Genomic DNA, 24,967 nt, shown 5'->3' with positions numbered 1-24,967 from the left:
CAGGTGTTCGACCTCTAGAGCGGTTTCGGGCGAAGTGGAAGCGGATGACAGCGCAGGGGCGATGCTTCTAAACAGCGGCCATGCAACGCGCTCTCTCCGTCAGCCGGACGACCGGCAACAAATCGACCTTCCCCGACTGGTACCAGGCGGTCGTCCGCGAGGCCGACATGGCCGAGGTCTCGCCGGTGCGCGGCTCCATGATTATCAAGCCGTGGGGCTACGGCGTCTGGGAGCGCATCCAGCAGACCCTCGACCGCCGCATCCGCGAAAGCGGCCACGACAACTGCTACTTCCCGCTGTTCATCCCGCTGTCCTTCTTCGCCAAGGAGGCCGAGCATGTGGAGGGCTTCGCCAAGGAGATGGCGGTGGTCACCCACCACCGGCTGAAGAACATCGACGGCAAGCTCGCGCCCGATCCGGACGCCAAGCTCGAAGAGCCGCTGATCGTGCGGCCGACCTCGGAGACCATCATCGGCGACGCCTTCTCGCGCTGGGTGAAGAGCCACCGTGACCTGCCGCTGAAGATCAACCAGTGGGCCAATGTGGTGCGCTGGGAGATGCGCACGCGGCTGTTCCTGCGCACTTCGGAATTCCTCTGGCAGGAGGGCCACACCGCCCACGCCGACCGCGAGGACGCGCGCAAGGAGACGCTGGATATCCTGGAGATGTACCGGGAGTTCGCCGAGACGGTGCTGGCCCTGCCGGTGATCGCCGGCGAGAAGCCGGAGAACGAGCGGTTCCCCGGCGCCGACAACACCTATTCGATCGAAGCCATGATGCAGGACGGCAAGGCCCTGCAGGCCGGGACCTCGCACTATCTGGGGACGAGCTTCGCCCACGCCCAGAACATCCGCTTCCAGAACGACGAAGGGCAGCTGGAATACTGCCATACGACCAGCTGGGGCGTCTCCACCCGGCTGATCGGCGGGGTGATCATGACCCACGGCGACGACGACGGCCTGCGCCTGCCCCCGGCCATCGCGCCGCGCCAGGTGGTGATCGTGCCCATGCTGCGCGACAAGCCCGAGGACGCCGAGGTGCTGGCCTTCGCCGAGGCCCTCGTGAAGGACCTGAACGCGCAGTTCGCCCTGGGCGAGCCGGTGCGGGCCCTGCTCGACACCCGCGCCCAGCGCTCGGCCGACAAGCGCTGGAACTGGGTGCGCCGTGGCGCGCCGATCATCGTCGAACTCGGTCCGCGCGACGCGGCGAGCGGCCAGGTGACCTTCATGCGCCGCGACGCCCTGCGCGACGGCGACAAGGTGAAAAGCCAGGCCATGGCGCGCGACGAGTTCGTGGCCGCCGTCCCCGGCCTGCTCGCCGAAATCCAGCAGGCGCTCTACGACGAGGCCAAGGCGCGGCTGGTCGCCAACATCCGCTCGGACCTGACCACCTTCGACCAGGTGGCCGACTATTTCGGCGCCCTCTCCGACGAGGAAGAAGAAGCCTCGGCCTTCAGGGGCTGGGTCCGCGCGCCCTGGTCGCGTCCGAGCGGAGCGGCCCTGGAGGCGGTGGAGGAGCGGCTGAAGGCTCTGAAGCTCACCCTGCGCAACGCGCCGATGGACCAGCCCCAGACCTTCGGCTCCTGCATCTTCACCGGCGAGCCGGGTGTGGAGGAGATCCTGATCGGGCGGGCCTACTAGAGCGCGTTCCGCAAAAGTGGGCCCCGGTTTTGCGATCAGAACGCGCTCAAACTTTTGAATCTAAAGCACGATTCAACGATCAGACGATTCCGTCTGATCGCATCGTGCTCTAGGCGCGAGTTTCACTCCATGTCATCCCGGAAAGCGCGGAGCGCTTGTTCGGGACCCATGCATACTAAGTGCCCCGGATGTGCTTGAATCCTCGGCGTTCATGGGTCCCGGTCTTGCTTCGCAAACCGGGATGACACCTGGGACGCGGGCCGCTCAAACCGGCGGGCCGCCGGGCGGCATTTCATGGAAGGTGGGCAGTCCGCCTTCAATCCGGTCCCAGGACGGCGCGCGGCTGGCGTAGACCACCATGGTGGGCGTGAAGACCTCCGGGTCGTCCAGGCTGGAGGCCCTCAGGAAGATCTGGCCCGGCATGGCCGCATTGGTGGAATAGACCGGCGCGCCGCAGGTGGGGCAGAAGGCGCGGCTGACCAGATTGCCGCTGTCGGCCGGCGAGACATAGGTGGCGACCGCGCCCTCGATCTTCACGCTGTCGGCCGGCACGACCAGGTGCGAGCAGTGGCCAGAGCCGCTGGACTTGCGGCAATCGACGCAATGGCAGTGGCCGCCCATCAGCGGCTCTCCCTCGCAGGTGTAACGGACCTTGCCGCACAGGCACCCGCCGCTGAACGCCATGACTTCCTCCACCTCAGTGACTTGGAAATTGCAAGTGACATTAGGGGGGAAACTTGCATTCCGCAAGCGACCGTCCCAGCTTCCGCGGATGAAGCCCGCCCAAATTCCCGAGCCGCGCTCCGGCTGCCCCATCGCCACCACCCTGGATCTGGTGGGGGACCGCTGGTCCCTGGTGATCGTGCGCGACATGCTGAACGGCAAGAGCCGCTATGGGGAGTTCCTGGATTCGCCGGAAGGCGTGACCACCAGCGTGCTGGCCGACCGGCTGGCGCGGCTGGAGGCGGCGGGGCTGGTGGCCAAGCGCGCCTACCAGACCAACCCCGTGCGTCACGAGTACCGCCTGACCGAAATGGGCGAGGGGCTGCTGCCGGTGTTGCAGGAAATCTGCCGTTGGGCGAACCGGCGCCTGCCGGAGACCTGGCGCGCGCCGGAGGCGTTCATGCAGCGGCGCGTCGCGCAGCCCTGACGCCGCCAATCGTGCTAGAGCCCCGGTCATGCTCCGCATCACCGAACTGAAGCTGCCGCTCGGCCATCCGCCGGAGGCCCTGCGCGAGGCGATCCTGGCGCGGCTGGGGATCGCCGAGGCTGACCTGATCGACTTCACCGTGGCCCGCCGGGCCAATGATGCGCGGCGCAAGAGCGCGATCCTGATGGTCTATTCGGTGGACGTGCAGGTGCGCGGCGAGGCCGCGGTGCTGAAGCGCTTCGCCGACGATCCCAAGGTCGGACCGACGCCGGACACCACCTATCGCCATGTCTCGCGCGCGCCGGCCGGCGCGCCGCGGCCGGTGGTGATCGGGGCGGGCCCTTGCGGCCTCTTCGCCATGCTGGTCCTGGCGGAGATGGGCTTTCGGCCCATCCTGCTGGAGCGCGGCAAGGTGGTGCGGGAGCGCACCAAGGACACCTGGGGCCTGTGGCGGAAGAGCGAGCTGAACCCCGAATCCAACGTCCAGTTCGGGGAGGGCGGGGCCGGCACCTTCTCCGACGGCAAGCTCTACAGCCAGATCAAGGACCCGCGCTTCCTGGGCCGCAAGGTGCTGACCGAGTTCGTGGAGGCCGGCGCGCCGGAGGAGATCCTCACCGAGGCCCATCCCCACATCGGCACCTTCCGGCTTGTGACCATGGTCGAGAGCCTGCGGGCGAAGATCGAGGCCCTGGGCGGCGAGTACCGGTTCCAGAGCAAGGTCACAGACTTCGATATCGACGCCGACCGGCGCCTGCGCGGGGTGGTGCTGGAGAGCGGCGAGCGGATCGCGGCCAGCCATGTGGTGCTGGCTCTGGGCCACAGCTCGCGCGACACCTTCGCGAAGCTCTACGAGCGCGGCGTGTTCGTCGAAGCCAAGCCCTTCTCCATCGGCTTCCGGATCGAGCATCCGCAGAGCTGGATCGACCGCGCGCGCTTTGGCCCAAGCGCCGGCCACAAGGACCTGGGCGCGGCCGCCTACAGCTTGGCGCACCACTGTTCGAACGGGCGCAGCGTCTATTCCTTCTGCATGTGTCCAGGCGGAACGGTGGTGGCGGCGGCCTCGGAGCCCGGCCGCGTCGTCACCAACGGCATGAGCCAGTATTCGCGCAACGAGCGCAACGCCAATGCCGGCATCGTGGTCGGGATCACGCCGGCCGACTATCCGAGCGCCCATCCCCTGGCCGGGATCGAGCTGCAGCGCCACTGGGAGGAACAGGCGTTCCACGCCGGCGGCGGGACCTATGCCGCGCCGGGCCAGCGGGTGGGGGACTTCCTGGCGGGCGTCGCGTCGACCGCCCTGGGGGAGGTGGTTCCGTCCTATCGACCCGGCGTGACGCCGGCCGATCTTTCCGCCGTACTGCCGGACTACGCTATCGCCGCCATCCGCGAGGCCCTGCCGGCCTTCGCACGCCAGATCCCCGGCTTCGACCATCCGGACGCGGTGCTGACCGGGGTGGAGACCCGCACCTCCTCGCCAGTGCGGATCGCCCGCGGCGCCGACTTCCAGAGCCTGAACACCCGCGGCCTGTTCCCGGCGGGCGAGGGCGCGGGCTACGCCGGCGGGATCTATTCCGCCGCCGTCGACGGCATCAAGGTCGCGGAAGCCGTGGCGCGGGACATGGTCGGCGAATGACGACGTCCGATAGCCGCCAGCCCTGAGCCGCGGCGCGTGCGATCAAGGCCGCCGTTTCCGCCGTCGGCGAATCTGGAGGTTCCGATGTCTGCGCCCGGCCTTCCGGTTCTTGTCTACGGGGCCTCCGGTCATACCGGGCGGTTCGTGGTGGCGGAGCTGATCAAGCGCGGTCACCGGCCGATCCTCGCCGGCCGAGACCCGAACCGGCTGAAGGAGGTCGCCGGGGGCGAGATCCGAGTGGCGCCGCTCGACGCCTCGGAAGCCCTGGACGCTGCGCTTGAGGGCTGCGCCGCCGTCATCAACTGCGCGGGGCCGTTTCTCGATACGGCTGAGCCGCTGATCGAGGCGGCGCTCCGGGCGCGGATCCCCTATCTCGATGTCGCCGCCGAACAGGCCTATGCGCTCGACGCCTTCAGTCGGTTCGGGGATGCGGCTCGCCAGGCGGAAACGCCGGTTCTGCCGGCCGTGGCCTTCTATGGCGGCTTGGGCGATCTCCTGGCGACGGTCACGCTGGGCGACTGGACCTCGGCGGACCGGATAGAGATCGCCATCGCCCTGAGCAGCTGGCGCCCTACCGCCGGCACGCGCCTGACCGGCCAGCGGAACACCGCGCCGCGGTTGATGGTGCGGGAACAAACGCTGCAACCGATCGAGACGCCCGCGCCTCAGCGGCGCTGGGCCTTTCCGGCCCCATTCGGCGATCAGGAGGTCGTCGAGCTGTCGTTCACCGAGATGGCCCTTATTCCGCGTCATCTGCAGAGCCGAGAGGTTCGAAGCTATTTCTCGACCAAGCCGCTCGCGGAGCTGCGGGATCCAGACACTCCGGCGCCGACCGCCGTCGACGCGAAGGGGCGATCAGACCAGGTCTTTCTCCTGGAGTGCGTCGTCACCCGAGGCGGGGCCCGCCGGCGCGGCTGGCTGACGGGGCAGGACATCTACGCCGTGACCGCGCCTTTGGTGGTGTCGGCGGCCGAGCGTGCGGCGGAGCTGAAAGTCGGCGGCGTCTTCGCTCCAGGGGAGATCTTTGACGCCTACGAGTTCCTCTCGAGCCTGTCGCCCGAGCCGTTCCGCCTCCACCTGGAGGAGCCGAGGTCAGAGCCGGCGCGTCGCTAGACGATCTTCGACCCCTCCCGGCCCCAGTAGGCGTCGCGGATCAGGCGCTTGTAGAGCTTGCCCGTCGGGTGGCGGGGGAGTTCCTGCATGAAGTCGATCACCCGCGGCGACTTCACGTGGCTGAGGTTGGCCCGGCAGAAGGCGGCCAGTTCGGCCTTCAGGTCGTCGCCGGCCGAATCCCAGTCGGCGGGCTGGATCACCGCCACCACCTTCTCGCCCATCTCCTCGTCGGGCGCGCCGACCACGGCGGCGTCGGCGACCTTGGGATGGGTGATGAGCAGGTTCTCCAGCTCCTGCGGATAGATGTTCACACCGCCCGAGATGATCATGAAGCTCTTGCGGTCGGTGAGGTAGAGGAAGCCCTCTTCGTCGAGCCAGCCCACGTCGCCGAGCGTGGTCCAGCCGTACTTGTTGGTGTTCTCGGCGATCTTGTCGGGCGCGTTATGATAGGTCAGCGGCGCCCCGTTCGCGAAATAGACCACGCCTTCGGTGCGCGGCGGCAGGGGCTCGCCGTCCTCGCCGCAGATCTTCACCTCGGCGGTCATGCCGCGGCCGACGGAGCCCTTGTGGGCCAACCAGTCGTGCGGGCCGATGTAGCAGAAGCCGTTGCCTTCCGAGCCGGCGTAGTACTCGTGGATCACCGGGCCCCACCATTCCATCATCTGCTCCTTCACCGGGATGGGGCAGGGCGCGGCGGCGTGGACGGCCGAACGCATGGAGGAGACGTCGTACTTGGCGCGCACCTCCGGGGGCAGCTTCAGCATCCGCACGAAATGGGTCGGCACGAACTGGCCGACGTCGATCCTGTATTTCTCGATCAGGCGCAGGGCCTCTTCCGGATCGAACTTCTCCATCACCACCACCGTGCCGCCGAGGCGCTGCACGCTCATGCACCAGCGCAGGGGCGCGGCGTGATAGAGCGGGGCGGGGGAGAGATAGACGCTGTCGTTCCTGAAGCCGAACAGCGCCTGGGCCATCATCGCCAACGGGCTGGGTTCGTCGATTCTGGCGCCCGTCAGGGGCGGCTTGATGCCCTTGGGGCGGCCGGTGGTGCCGGAGGAATAGAGCATGTCCGAGCCCGCGCTCTCGTCGGGGATCGGCGTCTTGAGCATGGCGTCGCGGGCGGCTTCGTAGCTCTCGTACGGCGACCGGGTCTCGCCCACCATGTAGAGCTTCACGCCGGGCAGCAACGGCGGCAGTTCGTCCACCACCGGCCCGACGCCGGGCGAGACGATCAGCGCCTTCGCCTCGCAGTCCTGCATGATGTACTCGATCTCGCCCGCGGTGAGCTTGGACGAGATGCAGGTGAAGTAGAGGCCCGAGCGCTGAGCCGCCCAGGCGATCTCGAAATAGCGGGGATGGTTGTCCATCAGGATGGCGATGACATCGCCCGCCTTCAGGCCGAGCGAGCGGAAGAGCTGGGCGCCCTGGTTCGACCGCTCATCGAGCTCCTTGTAGGTCACGGTCTCGCCCGTGCCCGCCATGATGTAGGCGGCGCGATCGGGGTGTTCCTTGGCGTGGACGGACGGATGCATGGACGCTGTGCTGCCCGGGCGGATGGGCCCGCCCGGCCTCCCTGACTTATCGTTGTTCAGGCGTATTAGCGGGACTTGACGGACCGTCCGTCAAGCGCGGCGAGATCGGGAAAATCACCGGAGGAACGATATGGCCGCGCCCAGCTTCGAAACCCTGCTCTACGATGTGGAAGACGGGATCGCGACGATCACCCTCAATCGGCCCGACCGGCTGAACGCCTTCAACACCCAGATGATGAAGGACATCATCGCCGCCTTCGACGCCACCGACGCCGACGATGCGGTCAAGGCGGTGATCGTGACCGGGGCGGGCCGCGGCTTCTGCGCCGGGGCGGACCTGGCCGGCGGCGCCCAGACCTTCGACTACAAGGCTCAAGGCGGCGAGGCGCTGTCCGCCCGCAGCCAGAGCGGCGTGCAGCGGGACGGCGGCGGGCTAACCACTCTGCGCATCTTCGAGAGCCTCAAGCCGGTCATCGCCGCGGTGAACGGCCCGGCCGTGGGCGTGGGCGTGACCATGCAGCTGCCGATGGACATCCGGCTGGCCTCCACCGAGGCGCGGTTCGGCTTCGTCTTCGCCCGGCGTGGCCTCAATCCGGAGGCGGCTTCCTCCTGGTTCCTGCCAAGGCTCGTGGGCGTCCAGACGGCGCTGGAGTGGTGCTATACCGGCCGGGTGTTCGGCGCGCAGGAGGCGCTGGACAAGGGGCTGGTGCGCTCCCTGCATGCCCCGGACGAGCTGCTGCCAGCCGCCCGCGCCCTGGCGCGGGAGATCATCGACAACACCGCGCCGGTCTCCATCGCCATCACCCGCCAGCTGATCTGGCGCATGGCCGGCGCCGCCCACCCGATGGACGCCCACATGGCCGACAGCCGCGCCATCGCCATCCGCGGGGCCATGGGCGATGCGCGGGAAGGCGTGACTTCCTTCCTGGAGAAGCGGCCGCCGAACTATCCCGACAAGGTCTCCAGCGACCTGCCGGACATCTGGGATCATTGGGAGGCGCCGAAGTTTCGGTAGGGGGAAGACGCGGCTTCCCATAGGAAACGACCGGTTAACGGCGGTGTGGTTCGATTCCCGGGCCGTTCCGCCGGGATCCGATGAGCCAGCCTGCGCCCCACACCGAGTTCGACACGCCTGAGGCGGACGAGGCGCCTGCGCCGCAGTTCCGCTCGCGCGGGGCGCTGCTGAGGCGACTGGCCGACGTGGTCTGCCTGCCGTCGTCGCGGGTGAACGCCTTCGAGCGGGCCATGACCGCCGACCTGCTGGTGGACATGCTGCGCGAGGCGAGCCCGGCCGAGCGCAAGAAGGTGGCCCACCGGCTGGCCGGCCTGACCGAGATTCCTGCCAGCCTCGTACGCCTGCTGCTGCGCGACGAGGTGGACGTGGCCGAGGAACTGCTGGTCCACTGCGCCTCGCTTTCCGACGCCGACCTGCTGGACTGCGCGCGGATGACCCATCTGGAGCACCGCCGGCTGATCGCCTTGCGCCGCGGGGTCAGCGAAGTGGTCAGCGACACCTTGATTGAGTTCGGCGAGATCGTCGTGCTGGAATGTCTGCTGCGCAACGAGACCGCGCGGCTTTCCAACGCCGGGGTGGAGGCCATCGTCGCCTCCACACGAGGCGACTCGCGGATCACCGCCACCCTCCTGCGACGTCCGGAACTGCGCCCAGCCCACGCCTATGTGCTGTTCTGGTGGGCCGACACCGACACCCGCAAGGCCATCCTTCAGCGCTTCGCCGTCAGCCGCGAGGTGCTGCAGGAGGCGGCCAGCGATATCTTCCCCCTCGCCGCGGCTGAGGACTGGCAGGATCCGTTGACCCGCAAGGCCTTGCAGTTCATCGAGCGGCGCCAGCGCAACCGCGCGGCTCTGGCGCGCAGCCCCTTCGCAAGCCTCGAGGAAGCCGTCGCCGCCGGCCAGTCGGAACTGACGCGCGAGATCGCCGAGGAGATCTCCTATCTCTCCGGCCTGAAGCCGATGACCGGCGCCAAGATCTTCACCGATCCGGGTGGAGAGCCCATCGCCATCCTCTGCAAGGCCACCGGCCTGCCGCGCCAGGCGGTCCGCGCGCTCTGGCGCGGGCTGAAGCGCAGCGAGACGGAACGGTCGGGGGAGCCGTCCGAAGCCCTGCAGCGGGTGCTGGAGACCTATGACAGCATCGCCGTCGACCGGGCGCAGACGGTGCTGCGCTACTGGAACTGGGCGCTCACCTCGGCCTTGACGCCGGCCCTGTTGCGCGCGATCCGAGATGGAGACGAAGACTCGCTCGACGAGTACTCCGCTCCGCAAAGAGCCGCCATGCTGGCGTTTTCCAAGGAATTTGGGCGCTAGACGCCAAAGCCTGGATCGGGCTTCGCCGGGCAGCTTACTGCGATGCGGCGTGGCCGCATGATGCGATGCAGCAGTTCTTCTTTAGATTGAGCTTGTTCCCCTGAGACGAACCTGTTTTGCGGGCTTGTGCCCCTTGCGACTTCGGTATAATGACCCACTACTGATGTCGTGAATCAGTCATCCCCCAGAATTGCCGCGAAGGCGCTCACGGAACCTCGGAAAATGGACGAAAAGTCAGAAGTTATCGAGATGACCGCGGATATTGTCTCCGCATATGTCGGAAACAATTCCGTCGCCGCCGCGGATCTGCCCAATCTGATCCAGAGCGTGCATCGCGCCTTGGCCGGGATTTCGGCCGGTGCCGAGGTGCAGGAAGCCGCGCCGAAGGAGCCGGCGGTTCCGGTTCGGCGTTCGATCACGCCGGACTACCTCGTCTGCCTCGAGGACGGCCGCAAGTTCAAGTCGCTGAAGCGGCACTTGCGCACCAAGTACAATATGAGCCCGGAGGAATACCGGGCGAAGTGGGGCCTGCCCAAGGACTATCCCATGGTGGCGCCGAACTACGCTAAGGCCCGCTCGGACCTCGCCAAGCAAATGGGCCTCGGCCAGGGCGGCCGCCAGGCGCCCCGCAAACGCGGCGCGAAGTAAGGCCCTCCCACACGTTTCCGGAACGCCCGCCGAAAGGCGGGCGTTTTCGTTTGCGAAGGGCGGATGAGGCGCTTTCGCCACCTTTTCGCCGGATTTGACGTCGCACCCGCCGATTTGCCCTTGCCGCCGAATCGCGCATCGGGCGATATGTGATTCGTCGTGATTCCAAGGGGTTGTTAAGGAATCTGAATATGGCGGCACAGATCGGAGCATCGGCGGCGGCCGCCCGCGCCCACGAGGAGCTGTACAGCTACTGGTCGGGGCTGCGGCATGGTCCGCGCCTGCCTGGACGGGGCGACATTCACCCGGAAGCCTTCAAGCGCCTGTTGCCCACGGTCAGCCTGATCGACGTGATCGGCGATCCGCCCGAGTTCCGCCTGCGGCTGGCCGGAACGGGGCTCTATGGCGTCTATGGCCGCGAGATCACCGGCCGGAAGCTGAGCGAGATCTACAACACTGCCGCGGCCGACTACTGGCGCTCGGAGCTGACCAAGGTGGTGGCCGATCGCCGCCCGGCGGTGGGCGTGCACAGCCTGGCCTGGCGCGGCGCGGCGCACCTGTCGATTCTGTGGCTGCGCCTACCGCTCGCCTCCAACGGCAAGGACGTGGACATGATCCTGGGCTACGACGCCGTGGTCGGCCTGCAAGGCGACACCGGCGCCAGCGGCATCCGGGCGGCTTGAGGCTTCAGGCGGCGGCGAGAGCTTCGGCGTCGCGCTTGATCCGGGCCACCATCGAGGCCAGACCGTTGGACCGCTGGGCCGAAAGCGCGCCGGCCAGGCCCAACTTGTCGAGCGCGGCCTTGGCGTCGTAGCCGGCGATGGCGTCCGGCCGGCGGCCGGAGAACAGGCGCAGCAGCACCGCGATGAGCCCGCGCACGATGTGGGCGTCGGAATCGCCGCGGAAGCGCACCGTCCCGTCGGCCTGCGGCTCGGTCACTAGCCAGACCTGGCTGGCGCAGCCGCGGACCTTGTTGGCTTCGCTACGCTCCGGATCGGCGAGTGGCGCAAGCTCGCGGCCGAGCTCGATCACATAGCGGTAGCGTTCCTCCCAGTCGCCCAGCAGGTCGAATTCCTCCGCGAGGTCGGCGAGAGCGCCGTCGATGGTGTCGGAGCCGGTCATCACGCCCGCGACTTAAGGTCGGCGGGGCCCCGGCGCAATGCGGCTCATGCCGCGGGCAGGCGGACGAGCGCGGTAAGACCCCGGCCGGGCTCCGAGGTCAGCCGCAGCCGGCCGCCCATGGCGGTGCAGAGGAGTTCGACGATCGGCAAGCCGAGGCCCGCGCCTTCGCTGCGCCGGATCAAGGCGTTCTCCCCCTGCTCGAAAGGCCGCAGCAGGCGGGGAATGTCGGCCGGGTCGACGCCCGGGCCTTCGTCGGCGATGGCGATGTCGACGAACTCCGCATGGCGTTCCGTTTTGATCCACACGGTGGACCCCTCCGGCGCGAAGGCGACCGCGTTCTGCACCAGATTGGTCAGGATGCTGCGCAGGCCGCGCGGATCGGCGACCACCGAGGGCAGGGCGCCCTGGCTCTCGACCGCCATCCGCAGGCCGCGCGCCCGGATTTCGTCGGAAAGCCCGTCGAAAACATCGTCCAGCGCGTGATCCAGGGCCTCGGCGCGCAGGTCGAGGTCCACCGCGCGGCCCTCCAGACGGGCGATCTCGAGGATCTGGTTCACCAGTTTGAGCAGCCGCATCCCGCTGGCCCGGATGATTCCGGCATATTCCTTGTATTGGGGAGACCCCAGAGGCCCGTAGAGCTCCGAGGCGATGATCTCGGAGAAGCCCAGAATGGAGTTCAGCGGCGTGCGCAGTTCATGGCTGACCATGCGCAGGAAGGAACGCTTGGTCTCGTCGAGCGCCAGCTCGCGCCGCCCGCGCGCCCGCACGGCGGGGCCCTCGGCCGCAGGCTCCGGCGTCGTCTCGACATGGGCGTGGACCGCCTTGACCATGGACGATACGGACCGCCTCGCCAGGATTGGAAGCTGCGAGCCTAAGGCGGACGCGCTTACGATTTCGTTTCCCGGCCCAGGCCGGAGCGAGGACGGCGCGGGATCGCGCGCTGGGCGAGCCGCCTCGTCGGAGGCTTCTGTGCCGGCTAAGGTCGCCGGCCGTCCCGGCTTGGCCGGAACTCCGAGAATCGAGCCGTGACCGAGACCCTGCCCTATACCAGCGCCCTGAAGCCGGCGAGCCGCCTCGCCCGCGTCGAAGGCGTGGTCTGGTGGAATCTCGCCTGGCTGGGCGCCCTGGCCGTGGCCGCGCTGGCGCTCGCCTTCACGGTGGGGCTCGAAGGCCCGCCGGCCGCGGCGCTCGCGCTCGGCGCCGCCCCGGCCTTGCTCTTCGTCAGCCGCCTCGCCGGACGCTGGAGCCGGCGGATCAGCCTGTTCGCCTGGGGGATCTGCGTCACCGCCGCCATCGTCCTCACCGGCGGCGTGGCCGGCCCGCTCTCGGCCTGGCACCTGGCGCCGCTGGCGGCGGCCGCGGCCATGGGGCAGGTGCGGCGGCTGGCGCTCGGCGCCGCGGTCTCCATCGCCTCGGTCGGCGCCTCAGCGGTGGCCGGCGCCACGCTCGACATGTTCATCCCCGATCCCGGCGTGTCGCTGGCGCTGGGGCTGACGGCGGCGGCCACCACGGCGCTCGGCCTTTCGGCGGCTCTGATCATGCTGCAGCGGCACGTGCTGGAGGAGGAGCGCGCCCGCAACCAGGCCGACGCCCGGCTGCAGCGGGTGCTGGCCACCCAGCCGCACGCCCTGGCGGCCATCTATCCCGGCGGACGCATCGCCTCGGCCTGGGGGCTCCGGCCGCCGGGCGTGGAATGCGACCTGGCCGCCAACCGCCAGATCGCCGACGTCGCGGCCGAGGGCGACCGAGCGCGCATCCAGGAGGCCCTGCGCGAGGCGATGGAGGCCGGCCGCGCCGAGGTGGGCTTCGTTCCCGTCAATGCGCCCGACGCCTGGCTGGTGCTCAGCCTGCGCCGCACCGGCTCCAGCGGGCTGGTGGGCGCCCTGCGCGACGCCACCGCCGACCGCGACCGCGAGCGCGAACTGGAAGCCGCCCGCGAGGCCGCCGAGGCCCGCAGCGCCGGCAAATCGCGCTTCCTGGCCGGCATGAGCCACGAGCTGCGCACCCCGCTCAACGCCATCATGGGCTTTTCCGACATCATGCGGCAGCGGCTGTTCGGCCCGATGCCCGACCGCTACGGCGAATATGCCGACCTGATCCACGACAGCGGGGCGCACCTGCTGGACCTGATCAACGACATCCTCGACATGTCGAAGATTGAGGCGGAGCGGTTCGAGCTGAACCGCGAGCGCTTCGACGCCCGCGAAGCGGTCTCCGGCGTGCTGCGGCTGATGCGCGGCCAGGCCGACCGGGCCGGCGTGCAGCTGCGAGGCGAACTGCCGAAGGAGCCGCTTCTCGTCGACGCCGATCGGCGGGCCCTGAAGCAGATCGTGCTGAACCTCGTCTCCAACGCCGTGAAGTTCACGCCGCAGGGCGGCGGGGTCAGCGTCATCGCCCGCGCGGCGGGCCAGGACCTGCAGATCGTGGTCGCCGACACCGGCGCCGGCATCGCACCGGAAGACCTGCAGCGGATCGGCCGCCCCTTCGAACAGGCCGGGGACCCGGAGAAGAAGGCAGCGGGGACGGGGCTCGGCCTCTCGCTGGTGCGGGCCTTCGCCGAACTGCACGGCGGCGACATGACCCTCGAGAGCCGGCTGGGCGAGGGCACGGTGGTGCGGGTGCGCCTGCCGGTGGTGCTGACGTCCTAACGCGAGGCGGCGAGGAAGGCGCGGGCGGCGGCGAAGTCGCCCACTTCCAGATAGGCGCGGCGGACCTGATCGCCGGCGAACAGGAACTCCACCGCCACGGCTTCGCGCGGGTCGAGCCCGGCCAGGGCCCCGGCGGCCTCGGCCGGGAAACGGAAGGCCCAGCCCGATTTCATGTCGCGCGGCAGGAGCTCGACGCCGGCCGGGCTGCGGGCCTCGGCTGTGTAGGCGCGCCGCGCAGACGGCGGCGGCAGGCGCCGCGTCAGCGGCAGGTCGGCCAGGGCTTGGCCCCGGGTGTCGAGATAGGGACCGCGGGTGGCGTCGCGATTGCGCAGCACCAGGCGCGCGGCATAGGGCTGGCGGCCGTCGGCGAACTCGCCCACCGCCAGGAGGGCGTCGAGGCCCTCGCGGCCGGCGAGACCGAAGATCATCCGATCCGGACCGAAGCGTGCGCTCTGCTGCAGGCGCCAACGCACCGCGCGGCCGGCGCCGCGGTCGGCGCGCCATTCGGCGACGTCGCCGGGATAGGTCATGCGTTCGATCCGCGCGAAGCCGGCGAACGCTTCGCGGATGCGCGCGGCTTCGCGCGCCAGCTCCGGCGAGGCGCAAGGCAAGGCCGCGGCCTGGCGGCGCGCGCGCGCCTCGGCTTCGGTGAGCGCCCCGGCGTCTGCGCCGGCGCGCAGGGCCGCGCCGCGCGCCTGGACGCGGCCGGCGGCGAGCGCGTCGCGGACGCCGGGCTCGAAAAGGCCGCAGCGCGCGTCGGCGGCGCTCATCACCGTGCGTTCGTAGAAGAGGTCCAGCGCCTGGGCCGCCGCCGCCGCTGGGAGCGCGGCCAGGGCCGCGCCCGCGAACACCCCCGCCCATCGACACGCCGGCCGCGCTGGTCGGCGCTGGCTCGTCATGTTCCTGTCTTTTCTCGTATAGGTTCCAGACCTGTGGCCGAAGCTTGGACGATCGGCCTTTCCGTTCGGTTATCGAGGCCGCATGCTGCTTTCCACCGACATCTGGGTCGCCGCCTTGATCCGCCGCGTGGAACTGGGCGGCGGCTTCGCCGTGGTGGCCCGCAAGGGCGACGCCCGGGCCGGCAGCGTACTGATCAAGGTGCTGAACCGGGGACAGGGGACCACCCGCCTCTACGCCGAGGCCACCCGCGGGGACGGCGAGCGGGTGTGGATGCAGCCCTCGCTTTCGGAGACCGAAGCCGATCTCGACCGCTATATCGAGCGCGCCCTGCGCATCGATCCGGACCTGTGGGTGGTGGAGATCGAAGACCGCGAGGGGCGGCACTTCCTGGTCGAGCCGGTCGAGCAGGGCTGAAGGCCCAGAGCACGATGTGGTCGGAGGGAATCATCTGACCGCGTCATGCTCTAATTCAAAGACTTGAGCGCATTCTGATCGCGAAATCGGGCTCCACTTTTGCGGAACGCGCTCCAAGAGCACGGTGAACGCGCCGTTCACCGCCTTTTTCAACCTGAGCGAAAGCGCCGCAGCGGCATAACGGGCGTCCCCCGAAAGCGTCCGGCGTACCCTGCATGCTCTTCCTGATGAACGACGCGGTCCTGAACCTCGATTCGATCAAGCTGTCCCCCAAGATGGCCGGCCGGCGCTTTCAGGCGCTGACCCTGCCGGCGGTGCGGCGGCTGGGGCAGGAGCTCTATGCCGACGATCCCCTGCTGCACCTGCGCAAGCCTGAGCGCGCCAAGCGGCTGGCCACCCTGATCATCGCCAAGTCGCCGGCGATCAACGCCGCGCTGTTCACCGCGCCCGCCTTCGCCTGTCGGCCCGACGACGTGGCCGTGCGCTTCGCCAGCGTCGACTTCGAGGTGATGGCGAACCTGCATCGCCGCCAGGACGAGGGTTTGCTCGACACGGTCTGGACCGACCGGCAGGTCTGGCGGCGCCTGGCGGCCTGAGCGGGCGGGATTTCGTCGCCGATCTGTGATCTGATCGCCCAAAGGCGCCCGCAGCGGCCCCGAGGGGAGGGATCATGGTTTCGCTCGACGTGGCGTCGGAAGCGGCGAGCTTCTCATCATTCGAGGCCGAACTCGCCGCGGCCGTCGCAGCTGGCGCTGTCGCTGGGGCCGTCGCCCTTGTGACCGACGGCGAGGGCGTGGTCTTCGAAACCGCGGCTGGCGTCCGCTCGTTCGGGAGCCCTACGCCGATGGACGCCGCCACCGTCTTCTGGTTGGCTTCCATGACCAAGGCGGTGGTTTCGGTCGCCGCCCTGCAACAAGTGGAGCGCGGGGGCCTGAGCCTCGACGGCAATCTCGCCGGGCTCCTGCCCGAATTCGCGGATTTGAAGGTCCTGGACGGTTTCGAAACCGACGGCGCGCCGCGGCTGCGCCCGGCGCGGCGGCCAGTCACCCTGCGGCATCTGCTCACCCACACCTCTGGGTTCGGCTACGACTTCACGAGCCGCGAGCTTGCGCGCTGGGCGGAGACCGCTGGCGCGCCCAGCGTGGTAACCGGCCTGCGCGCGGCCCATGTGCAGCCGCTGCTCTTCGATCCGGGGGAGCGCTGGGCCTATGGGATCGGTGTCGACTGGGCCGGCCTGGCGGTCGAAGCGGCCAGCGGACGAAGGCTCGACGTTTATCTCGCGGAGAACGTTCTTGGGCCGCTCGGGATGGCCGAAACCAGCTTCCGGCCTTCGCCGGAGCAGGTTGGACGCCTCGCCGGGGCGCATCTGCGAACGCCGGACGGCAAGGTGGCTCCGATACCTTCACCTGCGCCGATCCTGGAGGATCCCGAGGTGTTCTCGGGCGGCGGGGGGCTTTATGGCACGGCGGGCGACTACGGACGGTTTCTGCGGATGCTGTTGAACGACGGAACGCTGGAGGGGCGGCAGGTGCTGGCGCCAGAGACGGTCGCCCTTCTGTTCCAGCCGCAGACCGGATCGGTCCGCGCTGGAGCGTTCCAGTCGGCGAATCCGATGCTGACCCACGATTTCGATCTCTTCCCCGATCAGCCGACCGGCTGGGGCCTGGCGGCCATGATCTCGCCCCAGGCTGGACCGAACGGGCGTGGGCCCGGCTCTCTGAGCTGGGGCGGGCTCTTCAACACCTATTATTGGGCCGACCGGGCGGCGGGGCGGGCGGGGGTGCTGATGACCCAGTTGCTGCCGTTCGGAGACCCCGCGGTGCTGAAGCTGGCCGGTTCTTTGGAGCGAGCCGCTTCCGCCCTCGACCGGTAGGCTGGCTCAGGCCTCGACGCTCTGCGGGCGGGCCGCCGGAGGTTTGCGAAGCAGGCGCCCCGCGGCGAAAGCTTCGAACAGGTCCCGCGTCGCCGGTCCGATCAGGAACCACGGTTCGATGCAGTAGCGGCGGAACAGCCGGCGGGGGTCGACCGCCAAGCGGAACATCCACTCCAGGCCGGCGCGGCCCATCCAGCGTGGCGCGGCGCGCTGAACGCCCGCCTCATAGTCGAACGCCGCGCCGACCGAGAAGGTGACGCAGGGCGGCAGGCGACCGCGATGATCGAGGATCCACTGCTCCTGGCGCGGCATGCCCATGCCGACGAACAGGATGTCGGGCCGGTAGGCGGCGATCTCGGCCAGCAGGTCGGCGTTGGCGTCCGAACCGGGCGCGGCGTCGAAATAGCCGTGGCGGGTGGCGATCTGCGCCCGGGGATAGCGCGCGGTGAGGCTCGCCTTGGCCTTCTCGGCCACGCCGGGCGCGCCGCCGAGGTAGAAGATTCGCCATCCCTTGCGGTTGGCCAGGCTCCAGAAGTGGTCGCGCCAGTCGAGGTAGGTGCAGCGGTGGAACTGCCGCGAATGCAGGCCCAAGAGCTTGGTGAAGAAGATCAGCGGGGTGGAGTCCACCTCGACGAGGTCGGCCTGGTCGAAGAAACGCCCCAGCCCCGGATCGCGGCGGGTGAGGTAAAGGCTGTGGAGATTGTGGTTGGCCACCAGAAAGGGCGTCCGGGAGCCGACCGCCGCCTCCACGTGGTGCATCACCTCCTCGGGCCGCACGAGATCGACGTCGGCGCCGAGCACGCGCACGCGCTCCAGGCCGTGTCGTCTCTGCCGTCGGAACGGCGTGCGGGGAGTTCTTCGGCGTTCCAAAGTCTGGTGTGCCCGGGCCCGATCGTTCGCGCCAGACTAGGCTTTGGGCGTTAAATTTCTCTGGCGGGCGCCCGTTCGGGCGAGGCTGAAGGGGTCTTGGCGGGCTGGGGCCGCCGCAGGGCGCCCAGGGCGAGGGCGAACAGGAAGGCGCTGCCGGCGCCGACCACCGTGGCCGGCCACCAGCCGAGCGCGCCGCCCCACCAGCCGAAGTTGACGACGAAATAGCCCCACGCCACCGCAAAGACCGACAGGCCGACGAAGCCGACGAACAGGGTGGCGATGCGGGACAGCGGGCGCGTTTGCGGAACGTGCGGCATCGGGGGCCTTTCGAAAAGGCCAAGCCCAGCTTGGCTTGGCGCGCTTCTGACGGTGACGTCCCCCGGGCGCGGAATATGGCGAGGCGCGCGAATCTTGCGAACCCCCAAAATGTGGTTCAGCTGCAAATTTCCGGGGTTGACGCCCAGGCGGGCGCCGCACGGTCAGGCGGCGATCACCGGCGGCCGGAAGAGGCCTGCGGGCGAGGCGGTGAAGATCTCGCAGCCGGTCTCGGTGACGCCGATGGAATGCTCGCACTGCGCCGAAAGCGACTTGTCGCGGGTCACCGCCGTCCAGCCGTCGGCCAGCAGCTTCACCGACGGCTTGCCGAGATTCACCATGGGCTCGATGGTGAAGAACATGCCGGCTTTAAGCACCTCGCCCGCGCCGCGCTGACCGAAGTGCAGGATGTTGGGGGCGTCGTGGAACACCCGCCCCAGGCCGTGACCGCAGAAGTCGCGCACCACCGAGCAGCGCATGCTCTCCACATAGGATTGGATGGCCTGGCCGATGTCGCCGGTGGTGGCGCCGGGCTTGACCACGTCGATGCCGCGCTGCAGCGACTCGTAGGTGACGTCGATCAGGCGCTTGGCCCGCGGGGCGACGGGGCCGACGCCGTACATGCGGCTGGTGTCGCCGTGCCAGCCGTCGACGATGACCGTGACGTCGATATTGACGATGTCGCCCTCGCGCAGGGTCCGCTCGCCCGGGATGCCGTGGCAGACGACGTGGTTGGGCGAGATGCAGGTGGTCTTGCCGTAGCCGCGATAGAACAGGCAGGCCGGGATCGCCCCGTGGTCCAGGATGAATTCCCGGGCCAGGTCGTCCAGCGCCTCGGTGACCGCGCCGGGTTTCACGTGCGGGGTCAGCATGTCCAGGCACTCGGCGGCCAGGCGGCCGGCCTTGCGCATGCCTTCGAAGCCTTCCGCGCCGTGGAGGCGGATCTGGCCGGTGCGGTTCTCGGCGGCGAGGACGTCGTTCATGGGCTTTCCTTGCGGTCCGCGTCGCGCCAGGGGATCGGGCGGGCGAGGCGGACGCCTGTCGGGCTTATGTCGCAATCATAGCACAGGACTTCAACGCCCCGCGCCGCCGCAGCGTTCAGGCCCGCGGCGTATTTCGGGTCGAGATCGGCGCAGGCGCTTGCCTCAGCTTAATCTCCCAGCGCGTCAACCTCGACGATGTCGCCCCCCTTGAGATCGAAATGCCGCCACTCCGCCTTGCGCGGACGACGCACCTCGATCCGCGCGGGCTTGAAGCTCCGCATCCAGTCTCTTCCGTATCGAAGCCGATCGCTGAGGTCCTGATCGGCCTCGACGCTTAGCGAGCCGCACCATTGTCCGCCGCCATTGAAATAGATGGCGGTAAACATGCGTCCCGAGAGCCAATCCTCCACCAGATCTCGAGCTTCTGCAGAGGCGATCTTGTCGTCATCTTCCCCCGACCAGCCTGGTGCAGGAAGGTGCGTTTCCCAGAATCCGAAGGTGACCGTCAGCTCTTCGTCAGCAGTGTAGATCTGTATGGGCTCAACTTCGGTTCCATTGTCAGAGGTGATCGTCATCAGCAGATAGCCCGGCTCCCAGCGTTCCCACTTCCCCTCGCGCGAGGCGGCCCAGTCTCTGAGGTGATCGTAAATCGCTCGGGACCACTCACTCACCTCGTGGATATCAGGCCTGTAGGGAACGCCGGTAACAGCGTCTGGACTGGTCATCAGCAATCCATGGTCGGCAGAGGAGTGTGCCCGGTCATCGGCGCCATTCTATTCGGCGACCAATCCTCACGCTGTCCACAGTCAGATCGCAGCCGTAGACGAGTACTTCCACCCCCGCCACGGCCGCTTGATCCAAACCAAGGGCGAATGCACGGTCGAGATCCTGGCATGCACTGAATTCGCCGCAATCCGCTCGCTGAACCACAAATAGAACCACAGCGCGGTTACCGTTGGCCACCATCGTCTCAAGCTCGCGTAGATGTTTGAGCGATCTCGCGGCAACGCAGTCGGGAAATTCCGCGAGCCCCGGCGTTCTCATGAGGTGGACGTTCTTCACCTCCAGCCAGCAGGGCGGGCGGTCGGGATGCTCCAGCAGGAAGTCGATGCGGGAGTTTACGCCGTACTTCACTTCGCGCCGGTGGCTGACATAGCCGGCGACCTCGGGGATGGCGTCCGCCGCCAGGGCCTCGGCCACCAGGCGATTGGGGTGCAGGGTGTTGATGCCGACCAGCCCGCCGTCGGCCTCCATCAGCTCCAGGGTGTGGGCGAGCTTGCGCTTCGGGTCGTCGGACCGCGAAAGCCAGCAGCGCAGGCCCGGCGTGTTCAGGCCCAGCATCGCCCCAGGATTGGGGCAGTGGGCGGTGAGCTCGGTCCCGTCGTCCAGCGCCACGTCGGCGAAGAAGCGCTTGTAGCGCTGGAGGAGCCGAGCGGGGATCAGCGGTTGCGGGAAGTCCATGGGCGGGGTTAGTCCGGAAGGCGTAAGGGTGCGAAGGGCGCATCTAGGCCAAGGAGCGGCGAATGGGGAGTCCGGCGGGCGCGGACCGGGTGACGGCGGGCGTGCTGATCATCGGCGACGAGATCCTCTCGGGCCGCACGCAGGACACCAACCTGCGCGATATCGCCCTCTATCTGGGCGTTCACGGGGTGGATCTGGCCGAAGCCCGCACCGTGCCGGACGTGCTGGAGGAGATCGTGGCGGCGCTGGATGCGCTGCGGAGCCGCTACGACTACGTCATCACCACCGGCGGGATCGGCCCGACCCACGACGACATCACCGCCGATGCGGTCGCCGCCGCCTTCGGGGTGGAGCTCTACGAGCACCCCGACATCCTGGCCATGATGCAGGCCCGCTGGGGAAGCGAGCTGAACGCCGCGCGCCGGCGCATGGCGCGGGTGCCGGTGGGCGGGGAGCTGGTGAAGAACCCGGTGCAGGGGCCGCCCGGCTTCACCATCGGCAATGTCTTCGTCCTGGCCGGCGTGCCGATGATCATGCGCGGCATGCTGGAGGACGTGGGCTGGCGGCTGCGCAGCGGGGCGGTGGTGATCTCGCGCACGGTGCGGGTGGAGGGCTCCGGCGAAGGGGCCATCGCCGCGCCGCTGGAGGCGGTGGCGCGCAACCATCCGCAGATGTCCCTGGGCAGCTACCCCTTCTTCGGCGACGGGGGCTACGGCTCCAACCTTGTGCTGCGCGGGCGCGACCCGGCGGAAGTGGAGGCGACGGTGGCCGAGCTGATCGGCGCCCTGAAGGCCGCCGGCGTGGAGACTCTGCGCGAGGTGGAGGCGCCGCCCGGCGCCTAGCGTCAAGAGAAGCGGGCGACGAGCTTGACGATGATCGCCCAGGCCAAGGCGTTGGCCGCCAGAAGGAAAACGACGTCCCAGTTCACCGAGATCGGCCGCCGGCGCGTGGAAAGGCGCTCGGCTTGGGAAAGAAAGGCCATGGGCGTTTCCCTTTTCCTTGAGCCTCTGAGGGGCTCTTCAAGCTTCAGTATTGCAACGGCGATTGCGGCTGTCACGTGCGACTCACGCGGGCGGCCCACACGTTGTGGTGAGGCCATGGGCGGTTTCCGTCTCTTGCGACGGGAATTCGTCGCCGGACCTTTGCGGAGGCCGTGCTATGGGTGATTCGGCGGGGCTCCACTTCCTGGAGGCGTAATGCAGACCGTTCTCGTGGCCGGCGGCGCCGGCTATGTCGGCGCCCACACGTGCCTGAGGCTGGCCGAGGCCGGGTTCCGGCCGGTGACCCTGGACAATCTTTCCAACGGCCATGCTGCCTTCGTTCAGTGGGGCCCGCTGGAGGTGGGCGACATCCGCGATCCCGTTCGGCTGGACGAGGTGTTCGCCAAGCACCGGCCCGCGGCGGTGCTGCATTTCGCGGCCCTGATCGAGGTCGGGGAGTCGGTGAAGAACCCCGGCGGCTTCTATGAGAACAATGTGGCCGGCGCGCTCGGCCTGATCCAGGCGGCCCGGCGGGCGGGCGTGGACGCCTTCGTCTTCTCCTCCACCTGCGCCACCTACGGCGCTCCGGTGCGCACGCCGATGGACGAGAGCCATCCGCAGGCCCCGCTGAACCCCTATGGCCGCTCCAAGCTGATGGTCGAGGAGATGCTGCGGGACCTCGACCGTCACGCCGGCTTCCGCTCCATCGCCCTGCGCTATTTCAACGCCGCCGGGGCCGATCCTGAAGGCCGCATCGGCGAGCGGCACGAGCCGGAGACCCACGCCATCCCGCTGGCTATCCGCGCGGCGATGGATTCGGCCCACGGCTTCAAGATCTTCGGCCAGGACTATCCGACGCCCGACGGCACGGCGATCCGCGACTATGTACACGTTCTGGACCTGGCCGACGCGCACGTGTTGGCCCTGCGGCGGCTGCTGGCCGGCGGCGGCTCGGACGTCTTCAACCTGGGGACCGGGCAGGGGACCAGCGTGAAGGAGTTGCTGGAAGCGGTGCATTGGGCGTCCGGCTCGAATTTCGAGGCGGAGATCGCGCCCCGGCGCGAGGGCGACGCTCCGGTGCTGGTGGCCGACAACCGCAAGGCCCGCCAGGTGCTCGGCTGGTCGCCCAGGCACGACCTGAAATCCATCGTCAAGAGCGCCTGGAACTGGCATCAGGCGGAGGCCGCACGAACGCGAGAGGCGGCGGAATAGGAACGTCGGCTTGCGATTCAAGGGCTTGGGTGAGGCGGCGGCCTGGTACAGGGACTGGCTGAGGGCGGCCGCCTTCCCGCTCTGGGCCGCGGCGGGCGTCGATGCGGCGGGTGGCTTCCGCGACGCCCTGACCCTGGCCGGCGCGCCGCTGCCCCGGCCGCGGCGGGGGCGAACCCAGGGGCGGCAGGTCTACTGCTTCGCCGAGAGCGGCGGCGCGGGCTGGTCGGGACCGGGCGTGGAGATCGCCCGGCGGGGGCTGGAGGTCTTCCTTGGGCGGCACCTACGGCCGGACGCCCTGCTACGGACCCTGACCGACGAGGACGGGACGCCGATCGACGAGACCCCCTGGATCTACGACCAGGCCTTCGCCCTGTTGGGGATGGCGAGCCTGCACCGCGTGGCGCCGGGCGCGGGCGACCTGCCGGCGAGCGCCGCGCGCCTGCGGGCGGCTCTGGAGACCCTGCGGCATCCGGCGGGCCTGTTCCGGGAGGCGGGGCCGCAACCGTTCCAGGCCAACTGCCATATGCACCTCCTGGAGGCGGCCCTGGCCTGGGAGGAATTGGGCGAACCCGGCTGGGCGGGTCTGGCGGATGAGATGGCAACCTTCGCCCTCGCGCGGTTCATCGATCCGGACGTCGGCTTCCTGCGGGAGTTCTTCGACGCCGAATGGCGGCCCGCGGCCGGCGACGACGGGCGGCTGGTGGAGCCGGGGCACCAGTTCGAATGGGCCTGGCTGCTAACGCGGTGGGGCCGGGCGCGGGCGGATGAGGGCGCGCTCTCCGCGGCGCGCACGCTCTACGACTGCGGCCTCCGCGGGGTCGATCCCGCACGTGGCGTGGCGGTCGGCGCCCTTTGGGAGGATCTGAGCGTACGCGAGGCCGGAACCCAGATCTGGCCGCAGACCGAATTCCTGAAGGCGGCCCTGATCATGGGCGATGCGCCGCGGGCGCTGGAAGCCGCCAACGCCCTGCGCCTGTTCCTGGCGACGCCGACGCCAGGCCTGTGGTTCGACCGGATGGACGCCGAAGGGCGGCTGGTGGAGGAGCCGGTGCGGGCGACCGCGCTCTATCACATCCTCTGCGCCTGCCTGAAGCTGTTCGAGGCGGAGCCCCTGACCGCTCAGTTGCGGCCCACGCGGTAATAGTCGAGATACCAGTCGACGAAGCGGCCGACGCCGACCTCGATGGGCGTGTCCGGCGCATAGTCGAGGGCGGCCATGGTCTCGGCGACATCGGCTTCCGTGCGGACCACGTCGCCCGGCTGCATGGGCATCATGTTGAGCTCCGCCTTGCGGCCGATCTTCTCCTCCAGGACCTGGATGTAGCGCATCAGCTCGACCGGCCGGCTGGCGCCGAGGTTGAGGATCCGCCACGGGGCGACGCCGCTGGTCGCCGGGTCGGGGGCTTGCGGGTCCCAGGCGGGATCGGCCTGCGGCGGGCGATCGAGGGCGGCCACGACCCCGGCGGCGATGTCGTCGATATAGGTGAAGTCGCGCTGCATCTTGCCCTGGCCGTAGACGTCGATGGGCCGCCCTTCGAGGATCGCCTGGGTGAACTTGAAGAGCGCCATGTCCGGCCGGCCCCAGGGGCCGTAGACCGTAAAGAAGCGCAGGCCCGTGGCCGGGATCCCGAACAGGTGGGCGTAGGAATGGGCCATCGCCTCGTTGGCGATCTTGGTGGCTGCATAGAGGGTGATCGGGTGCTGGGCGGAGTCGTGGACCGAGAACGGCAGCTTGCCGTTGGCGCCGTAGACCGAGCTGGTCGAGGCGTAGACCAGGTGCGAGGGGGCGACGGCGCGGCAGCCTTCCAGGATCGACAGGAAACCCACCAGGTTTGAGTCCACATAGGCCGCCGGCTGCTCGAGACTGTAGCGGACGCCCGCCTGGGCGGCGAGGTGGACGACGCCTTGCGGCCGCGCCTCGGCAAAGAGCCGCGCCATGGATTCGCGGTCGGCGAGATCGACGACGGCGTGGCGATAGCCGGGGCGGGTCTCCAGTCGCGCCAGCCGCGCCTGCTTCAGCGCCGGATCGTAATAGGTGTTGAGGTTGTCGAGGCCCAGCACCTCGTCGCCGCGATCCAGCAGGCGGTGGGCGACGTGCGATCCGATGAAGCCGGCCGCGCCGGTGACGAGGATGAGCGCCAT

The 24,967-nt window shown here is 69.1% G+C and carries 27 protein-coding genes and 1 pseudogene; 15 read left to right on the top strand and 13 right to left on the bottom strand.

The genetic code is table 11. The features are described from left to right. Positions 1–80: 80 nt before the first annotated feature. Positions 81–1,640, top strand: a complete 1,560-nt coding sequence (gene proS / locus ACK41C_RS00270) for a proline--tRNA ligase (protein WP_409648917.1) — start codon at positions 81–83, stop codon at positions 1,638–1,640. Positions 1,641–1,904: 264 nt separating this feature from the next. Here proS and ACK41C_RS00265 read toward each other — a convergent pair whose 3' ends face one another. Then, positions 1,905–2,324: a GFA family protein gene (locus tag ACK41C_RS00265; RefSeq protein WP_409648914.1), complete on the bottom strand. Its 420-nt coding sequence runs from the start codon at positions 2,322–2,324 to the stop codon at positions 1,905–1,907. A gap of 88 nt (positions 2,325–2,412) precedes the next feature. Between ACK41C_RS00265 and ACK41C_RS00260 the strand changes: the two genes are divergently transcribed. From ACK41C_RS00260 to ACK41C_RS00250, 3 genes are all read left to right on the top strand, one after another. After that, positions 2,413–2,790, top strand: a complete 378-nt coding sequence (locus ACK41C_RS00260) for a winged helix-turn-helix transcriptional regulator (RefSeq protein ID WP_409648911.1) — start codon at positions 2,413–2,415, stop codon at positions 2,788–2,790. A gap of 28 nt (positions 2,791–2,818) precedes the next feature. Then, the gene (locus tag ACK41C_RS00255) at positions 2,819–4,423 is read left to right on the top strand and encodes an NAD(P)/FAD-dependent oxidoreductase (protein ID WP_409648908.1); all 1,605 of its coding nucleotides are present in this window, start codon (positions 2,819–2,821) and stop codon (positions 4,421–4,423) included. An 84-nt stretch (positions 4,424–4,507) separates the two neighbouring features. Further along, a complete protein-coding gene (locus ACK41C_RS00250) occupies positions 4,508–5,536 on the top strand; it encodes a saccharopine dehydrogenase family protein (RefSeq protein WP_409648905.1) in 1,029 nt (342 codons plus the stop codon). Here ACK41C_RS00250 and ACK41C_RS00245 read toward each other — a convergent pair. Further along, on the bottom strand, positions 5,533–7,071 hold the full coding sequence (locus ACK41C_RS00245; protein WP_409648903.1) for an acyl-CoA synthetase: 1,539 nt from the start codon (positions 7,069–7,071) through the stop codon (positions 5,533–5,535). The genes ACK41C_RS00250 and ACK41C_RS00245 overlap by 4 nt on opposite strands. A gap of 130 nt (positions 7,072–7,201) precedes the next feature. On the opposite strand from ACK41C_RS00245, the gene ACK41C_RS00240 reads away from it, so the two are divergent. The 4 genes from ACK41C_RS00240 (at position 7,202) to ACK41C_RS00225 (ending at position 10,730) form a co-directional block, all read left to right on the top strand. Further along, a complete protein-coding gene (locus ACK41C_RS00240) occupies positions 7,202–8,086 on the top strand; it encodes a crotonase/enoyl-CoA hydratase family protein (RefSeq protein ID WP_409648900.1) in 885 nt (294 codons plus the stop codon). 80 nt (positions 8,087–8,166) lie between these two features. After that, positions 8,167–9,399, top strand: a complete 1,233-nt coding sequence (locus tag ACK41C_RS00235; protein WP_409648897.1) for a DUF2336 domain-containing protein — start codon at positions 8,167–8,169, stop codon at positions 9,397–9,399. 222 nt (positions 9,400–9,621) lie between these two features. Beyond that, complete coding sequence (locus ACK41C_RS00230; protein ID WP_409648894.1) at positions 9,622–10,047, top strand: MucR family transcriptional regulator; 426 nt, start codon at positions 9,622–9,624, stop codon at positions 10,045–10,047. A gap of 191 nt (positions 10,048–10,238) precedes the next feature. Then, positions 10,239–10,730 (top strand): PAS domain-containing protein, encoded by a 492-nt coding sequence (locus ACK41C_RS00225; RefSeq protein ID WP_409648891.1) that lies wholly within the window; start codon positions 10,239–10,241, stop codon positions 10,728–10,730. 4 nt (positions 10,731–10,734) lie between these two features. Here ACK41C_RS00225 and ACK41C_RS00220 read toward each other — a convergent pair whose 3' ends face one another. Both ACK41C_RS00220 and ACK41C_RS00215 read right to left on the bottom strand, forming a co-directional pair. Continuing rightward, entirely contained in the window at positions 10,735–11,169 is a 435-nt protein-coding gene (locus tag ACK41C_RS00220) for a SufE family protein (RefSeq protein WP_409648888.1), read from the bottom strand. Between the two features lie 44 nt (positions 11,170–11,213). Beyond that, entirely contained in the window at positions 11,214–11,999 is a 786-nt protein-coding gene (locus ACK41C_RS00215; RefSeq protein WP_409648885.1) for a sensor histidine kinase, read from the bottom strand. Positions 12,000–12,194: 195 nt separating this feature from the next. Between ACK41C_RS00215 and ACK41C_RS00210 the strand changes: the two genes are divergently transcribed. After that, positions 12,195–13,817: a sensor histidine kinase gene (locus ACK41C_RS00210; RefSeq protein WP_409648882.1), complete on the top strand. Its 1,623-nt coding sequence runs from the start codon at positions 12,195–12,197 to the stop codon at positions 13,815–13,817. Here ACK41C_RS00210 and ACK41C_RS00205 read toward each other — a convergent pair. Beyond that, a complete protein-coding gene (locus tag ACK41C_RS00205) occupies positions 13,814–14,716 on the bottom strand; it encodes a hypothetical protein (protein ID WP_409648879.1) in 903 nt (300 codons plus the stop codon). The two genes, ACK41C_RS00210 and ACK41C_RS00205, sit on opposite strands and share 4 nt — an antisense overlap. An 82-nt stretch (positions 14,717–14,798) precedes the next feature. Here ACK41C_RS00205 and ACK41C_RS00200 point away from each other — a divergent pair, with 82 nt between their 5' ends. The 3 genes from ACK41C_RS00200 (at position 14,799) to ACK41C_RS00190 (ending at position 17,004) form a co-directional block, all read left to right on the top strand. Further along, positions 14,799–15,131, top strand: a complete 333-nt coding sequence (locus ACK41C_RS00200) for a DUF1491 family protein (protein ID WP_409648875.1) — start codon at positions 14,799–14,801, stop codon at positions 15,129–15,131. Positions 15,132–15,346: 215 nt separating this feature from the next. Next, positions 15,347–15,727: a hypothetical protein gene (locus ACK41C_RS00195; protein WP_409648872.1), complete on the top strand. Its 381-nt coding sequence runs from the start codon at positions 15,347–15,349 to the stop codon at positions 15,725–15,727. Positions 15,728–15,801: 74 nt separating this feature from the next. Further along, complete coding sequence (locus ACK41C_RS00190) at positions 15,802–17,004, top strand: serine hydrolase domain-containing protein (RefSeq protein WP_409648869.1); 1,203 nt, start codon at positions 15,802–15,804, stop codon at positions 17,002–17,004. A gap of 6 nt (positions 17,005–17,010) precedes the next feature. Here ACK41C_RS00190 and ACK41C_RS00185 read toward each other — a convergent pair whose 3' ends face one another. The 6 genes and pseudogenes from ACK41C_RS00185 to sfsA form a co-directional block, all read right to left on the bottom strand. Then, positions 17,011–17,805, bottom strand: coding sequence for a WecB/TagA/CpsF family glycosyltransferase (locus ACK41C_RS00185; RefSeq protein ID WP_409648866.1), 795 nt, complete (start codon positions 17,803–17,805; stop codon positions 17,011–17,013). 119 nt (positions 17,806–17,924) lie between these two features. Next, positions 17,925–18,191, bottom strand: a complete 267-nt coding sequence (locus ACK41C_RS00180; protein ID WP_409648863.1) for a hypothetical protein — start codon at positions 18,189–18,191, stop codon at positions 17,925–17,927. Between the two features lie 162 nt (positions 18,192–18,353). Continuing rightward, positions 18,354–19,172: a type I methionyl aminopeptidase gene (gene map, locus ACK41C_RS00175; protein ID WP_409648861.1), complete on the bottom strand. Its 819-nt coding sequence runs from the start codon at positions 19,170–19,172 to the stop codon at positions 18,354–18,356. After that, positions 19,169–19,315: pseudogene (locus tag ACK41C_RS00170) on the bottom strand (DNA/RNA nuclease SfsA); the annotation flags it as partial. The pseudogene ACK41C_RS00170 and the gene map, both read right to left, overlap by 4 nt. Positions 19,316–19,339: 24 nt before the next feature. Next, entirely contained in the window at positions 19,340–19,897 is a 558-nt protein-coding gene (locus tag ACK41C_RS00165) for a hypothetical protein (RefSeq protein WP_409648859.1), read from the bottom strand. Between the two features lie 34 nt (positions 19,898–19,931). Continuing rightward, on the bottom strand, positions 19,932–20,633 hold the full coding sequence (gene sfsA, locus ACK41C_RS00160; protein ID WP_409648856.1) for a DNA/RNA nuclease SfsA: 702 nt from the start codon (positions 20,631–20,633) through the stop codon (positions 19,932–19,934). A gap of 62 nt (positions 20,634–20,695) precedes the next feature. On the opposite strand from sfsA, the gene ACK41C_RS00155 reads away from it, so the two are divergent. Further along, on the top strand, positions 20,696–21,475 hold the full coding sequence (locus ACK41C_RS00155) for a competence/damage-inducible protein A (protein WP_409648853.1): 780 nt from the start codon (positions 20,696–20,698) through the stop codon (positions 21,473–21,475). Between the two features lie 2 nt (positions 21,476–21,477). Here ACK41C_RS00155 and ACK41C_RS00150 read toward each other — a convergent pair whose 3' ends face one another. After that, a complete protein-coding gene (locus ACK41C_RS00150) occupies positions 21,478–21,615 on the bottom strand; it encodes a hypothetical protein (RefSeq protein WP_409648850.1) in 138 nt (45 codons plus the stop codon). Between the two features lie 214 nt (positions 21,616–21,829). Here ACK41C_RS00150 and galE point away from each other — a divergent pair, with 214 nt between their 5' ends. Both galE and ACK41C_RS00140 read left to right on the top strand, forming a co-directional pair. Then, positions 21,830–22,825 (top strand): UDP-glucose 4-epimerase GalE, encoded by a 996-nt coding sequence (galE, locus tag ACK41C_RS00145; protein WP_409648847.1) that lies wholly within the window; start codon positions 21,830–21,832, stop codon positions 22,823–22,825. Positions 22,826–22,835: 10 nt separating this feature from the next. Then, positions 22,836–23,966: an AGE family epimerase/isomerase gene (locus tag ACK41C_RS00140; protein WP_409648844.1), complete on the top strand. Its 1,131-nt coding sequence runs from the start codon at positions 22,836–22,838 to the stop codon at positions 23,964–23,966. Here the strand turns inward: ACK41C_RS00140 and ACK41C_RS00135 are convergent. Then, complete coding sequence (locus tag ACK41C_RS00135) at positions 23,945–24,967, bottom strand: NAD-dependent epimerase (RefSeq protein ID WP_409648841.1); 1,023 nt, start codon at positions 24,965–24,967, stop codon at positions 23,945–23,947. The two genes, ACK41C_RS00140 and ACK41C_RS00135, sit on opposite strands and share 22 nt — an antisense overlap.

The sequence above is a fragment of the Phenylobacterium sp. genome (assembly GCF_046290725.1).
In the GTDB taxonomy this organism is placed as follows: domain Bacteria; phylum Pseudomonadota; class Alphaproteobacteria; order Caulobacterales; family Caulobacteraceae; genus Phenylobacterium.
The sequence above is the reverse complement of the archived record's forward strand: the minus strand, read 5'-3'. Positions and strand labels throughout refer to the sequence as shown.

What these genes read in the sequence shown, in the direction of transcription:
- ACK41C_RS00245 (WP_409648903.1), bottom strand. Translation starts at nt 7,071, where the DNA reads ATGCATCCGTCCGTCCACGCCAAGGAACACCCCGATCGCGCCGCCTAC.
- ACK41C_RS00240 (WP_409648900.1), top strand. Translation starts at nt 7,202, where the DNA reads ATGGCCGCGCCCAGCTTCGAAACCCTGCTCTACGATGTGGAAGACGGG.
- ACK41C_RS00180 (WP_409648863.1), bottom strand. Translation starts at nt 18,191, where the DNA reads ATGCCGCACGTTCCGCAAACGCGCCCGCTGTCCCGCATCGCCACCCTG.
- ACK41C_RS00155 (WP_409648853.1), top strand. Translation starts at nt 20,696, where the DNA reads ATGGGGAGTCCGGCGGGCGCGGACCGGGTGACGGCGGGCGTGCTGATC.
- ACK41C_RS00205 (WP_409648879.1), bottom strand. Translation starts at nt 14,716, where the DNA reads ATGACGAGCCAGCGCCGACCAGCGCGGCCGGCGTGTCGATGGGCGGGG.
- ACK41C_RS00135 (WP_409648841.1), bottom strand. Translation starts at nt 24,967, where the DNA reads ATGGCGCTCATCCTCGTCACCGGCGCGGCCGGCTTCATCGGATCGCAC.
- ACK41C_RS00165 (WP_409648859.1), bottom strand. Translation starts at nt 19,897, where the DNA reads ATGACCAGTCCAGACGCTGTTACCGGCGTTCCCTACAGGCCTGATATC.
- ACK41C_RS00260 (WP_409648911.1), top strand. Translation starts at nt 2,413, where the DNA reads ATGAAGCCCGCCCAAATTCCCGAGCCGCGCTCCGGCTGCCCCATCGCC.
- ACK41C_RS00230 (WP_409648894.1), top strand. Translation starts at nt 9,622, where the DNA reads ATGGACGAAAAGTCAGAAGTTATCGAGATGACCGCGGATATTGTCTCC.
- ACK41C_RS00255 (WP_409648908.1), top strand. Translation starts at nt 2,819, where the DNA reads ATGCTCCGCATCACCGAACTGAAGCTGCCGCTCGGCCATCCGCCGGAG.
- ACK41C_RS00220 (WP_409648888.1), bottom strand. Translation starts at nt 11,169, where the DNA reads ATGACCGGCTCCGACACCATCGACGGCGCTCTCGCCGACCTCGCGGAG.
- ACK41C_RS00265 (WP_409648914.1), bottom strand. Translation starts at nt 2,324, where the DNA reads ATGGCGTTCAGCGGCGGGTGCCTGTGCGGCAAGGTCCGTTACACCTGC.
- ACK41C_RS00225 (WP_409648891.1), top strand. Translation starts at nt 10,239, where the DNA reads ATGGCGGCACAGATCGGAGCATCGGCGGCGGCCGCCCGCGCCCACGAG.
- ACK41C_RS00215 (WP_409648885.1), bottom strand. Translation starts at nt 11,999, where the DNA reads ATGGTCAAGGCGGTCCACGCCCATGTCGAGACGACGCCGGAGCCTGCG.
- ACK41C_RS00250 (WP_409648905.1), top strand. Translation starts at nt 4,508, where the DNA reads ATGTCTGCGCCCGGCCTTCCGGTTCTTGTCTACGGGGCCTCCGGTCAT.
- ACK41C_RS00195 (WP_409648872.1), top strand. Translation starts at nt 15,347, where the DNA reads ATGCTCTTCCTGATGAACGACGCGGTCCTGAACCTCGATTCGATCAAG.
- sfsA (WP_409648856.1), bottom strand. Translation starts at nt 20,633, where the DNA reads ATGGACTTCCCGCAACCGCTGATCCCCGCTCGGCTCCTCCAGCGCTAC.
- ACK41C_RS00190 (WP_409648869.1), top strand. Translation starts at nt 15,802, where the DNA reads ATGGTTTCGCTCGACGTGGCGTCGGAAGCGGCGAGCTTCTCATCATTC.
- map (WP_409648861.1), bottom strand. Translation starts at nt 19,172, where the DNA reads ATGAACGACGTCCTCGCCGCCGAGAACCGCACCGGCCAGATCCGCCTC.
- ACK41C_RS00235 (WP_409648897.1), top strand. Translation starts at nt 8,167, where the DNA reads ATGAGCCAGCCTGCGCCCCACACCGAGTTCGACACGCCTGAGGCGGAC.
- ACK41C_RS00200 (WP_409648875.1), top strand. Translation starts at nt 14,799, where the DNA reads ATGCTGCTTTCCACCGACATCTGGGTCGCCGCCTTGATCCGCCGCGTG.
- ACK41C_RS00150 (WP_409648850.1), bottom strand. Translation starts at nt 21,615, where the DNA reads ATGGCCTTTCTTTCCCAAGCCGAGCGCCTTTCCACGCGCCGGCGGCCG.
- galE (WP_409648847.1), top strand. Translation starts at nt 21,830, where the DNA reads ATGCAGACCGTTCTCGTGGCCGGCGGCGCCGGCTATGTCGGCGCCCAC.
- proS (WP_409648917.1), top strand. Translation starts at nt 81, where the DNA reads ATGCAACGCGCTCTCTCCGTCAGCCGGACGACCGGCAACAAATCGACC.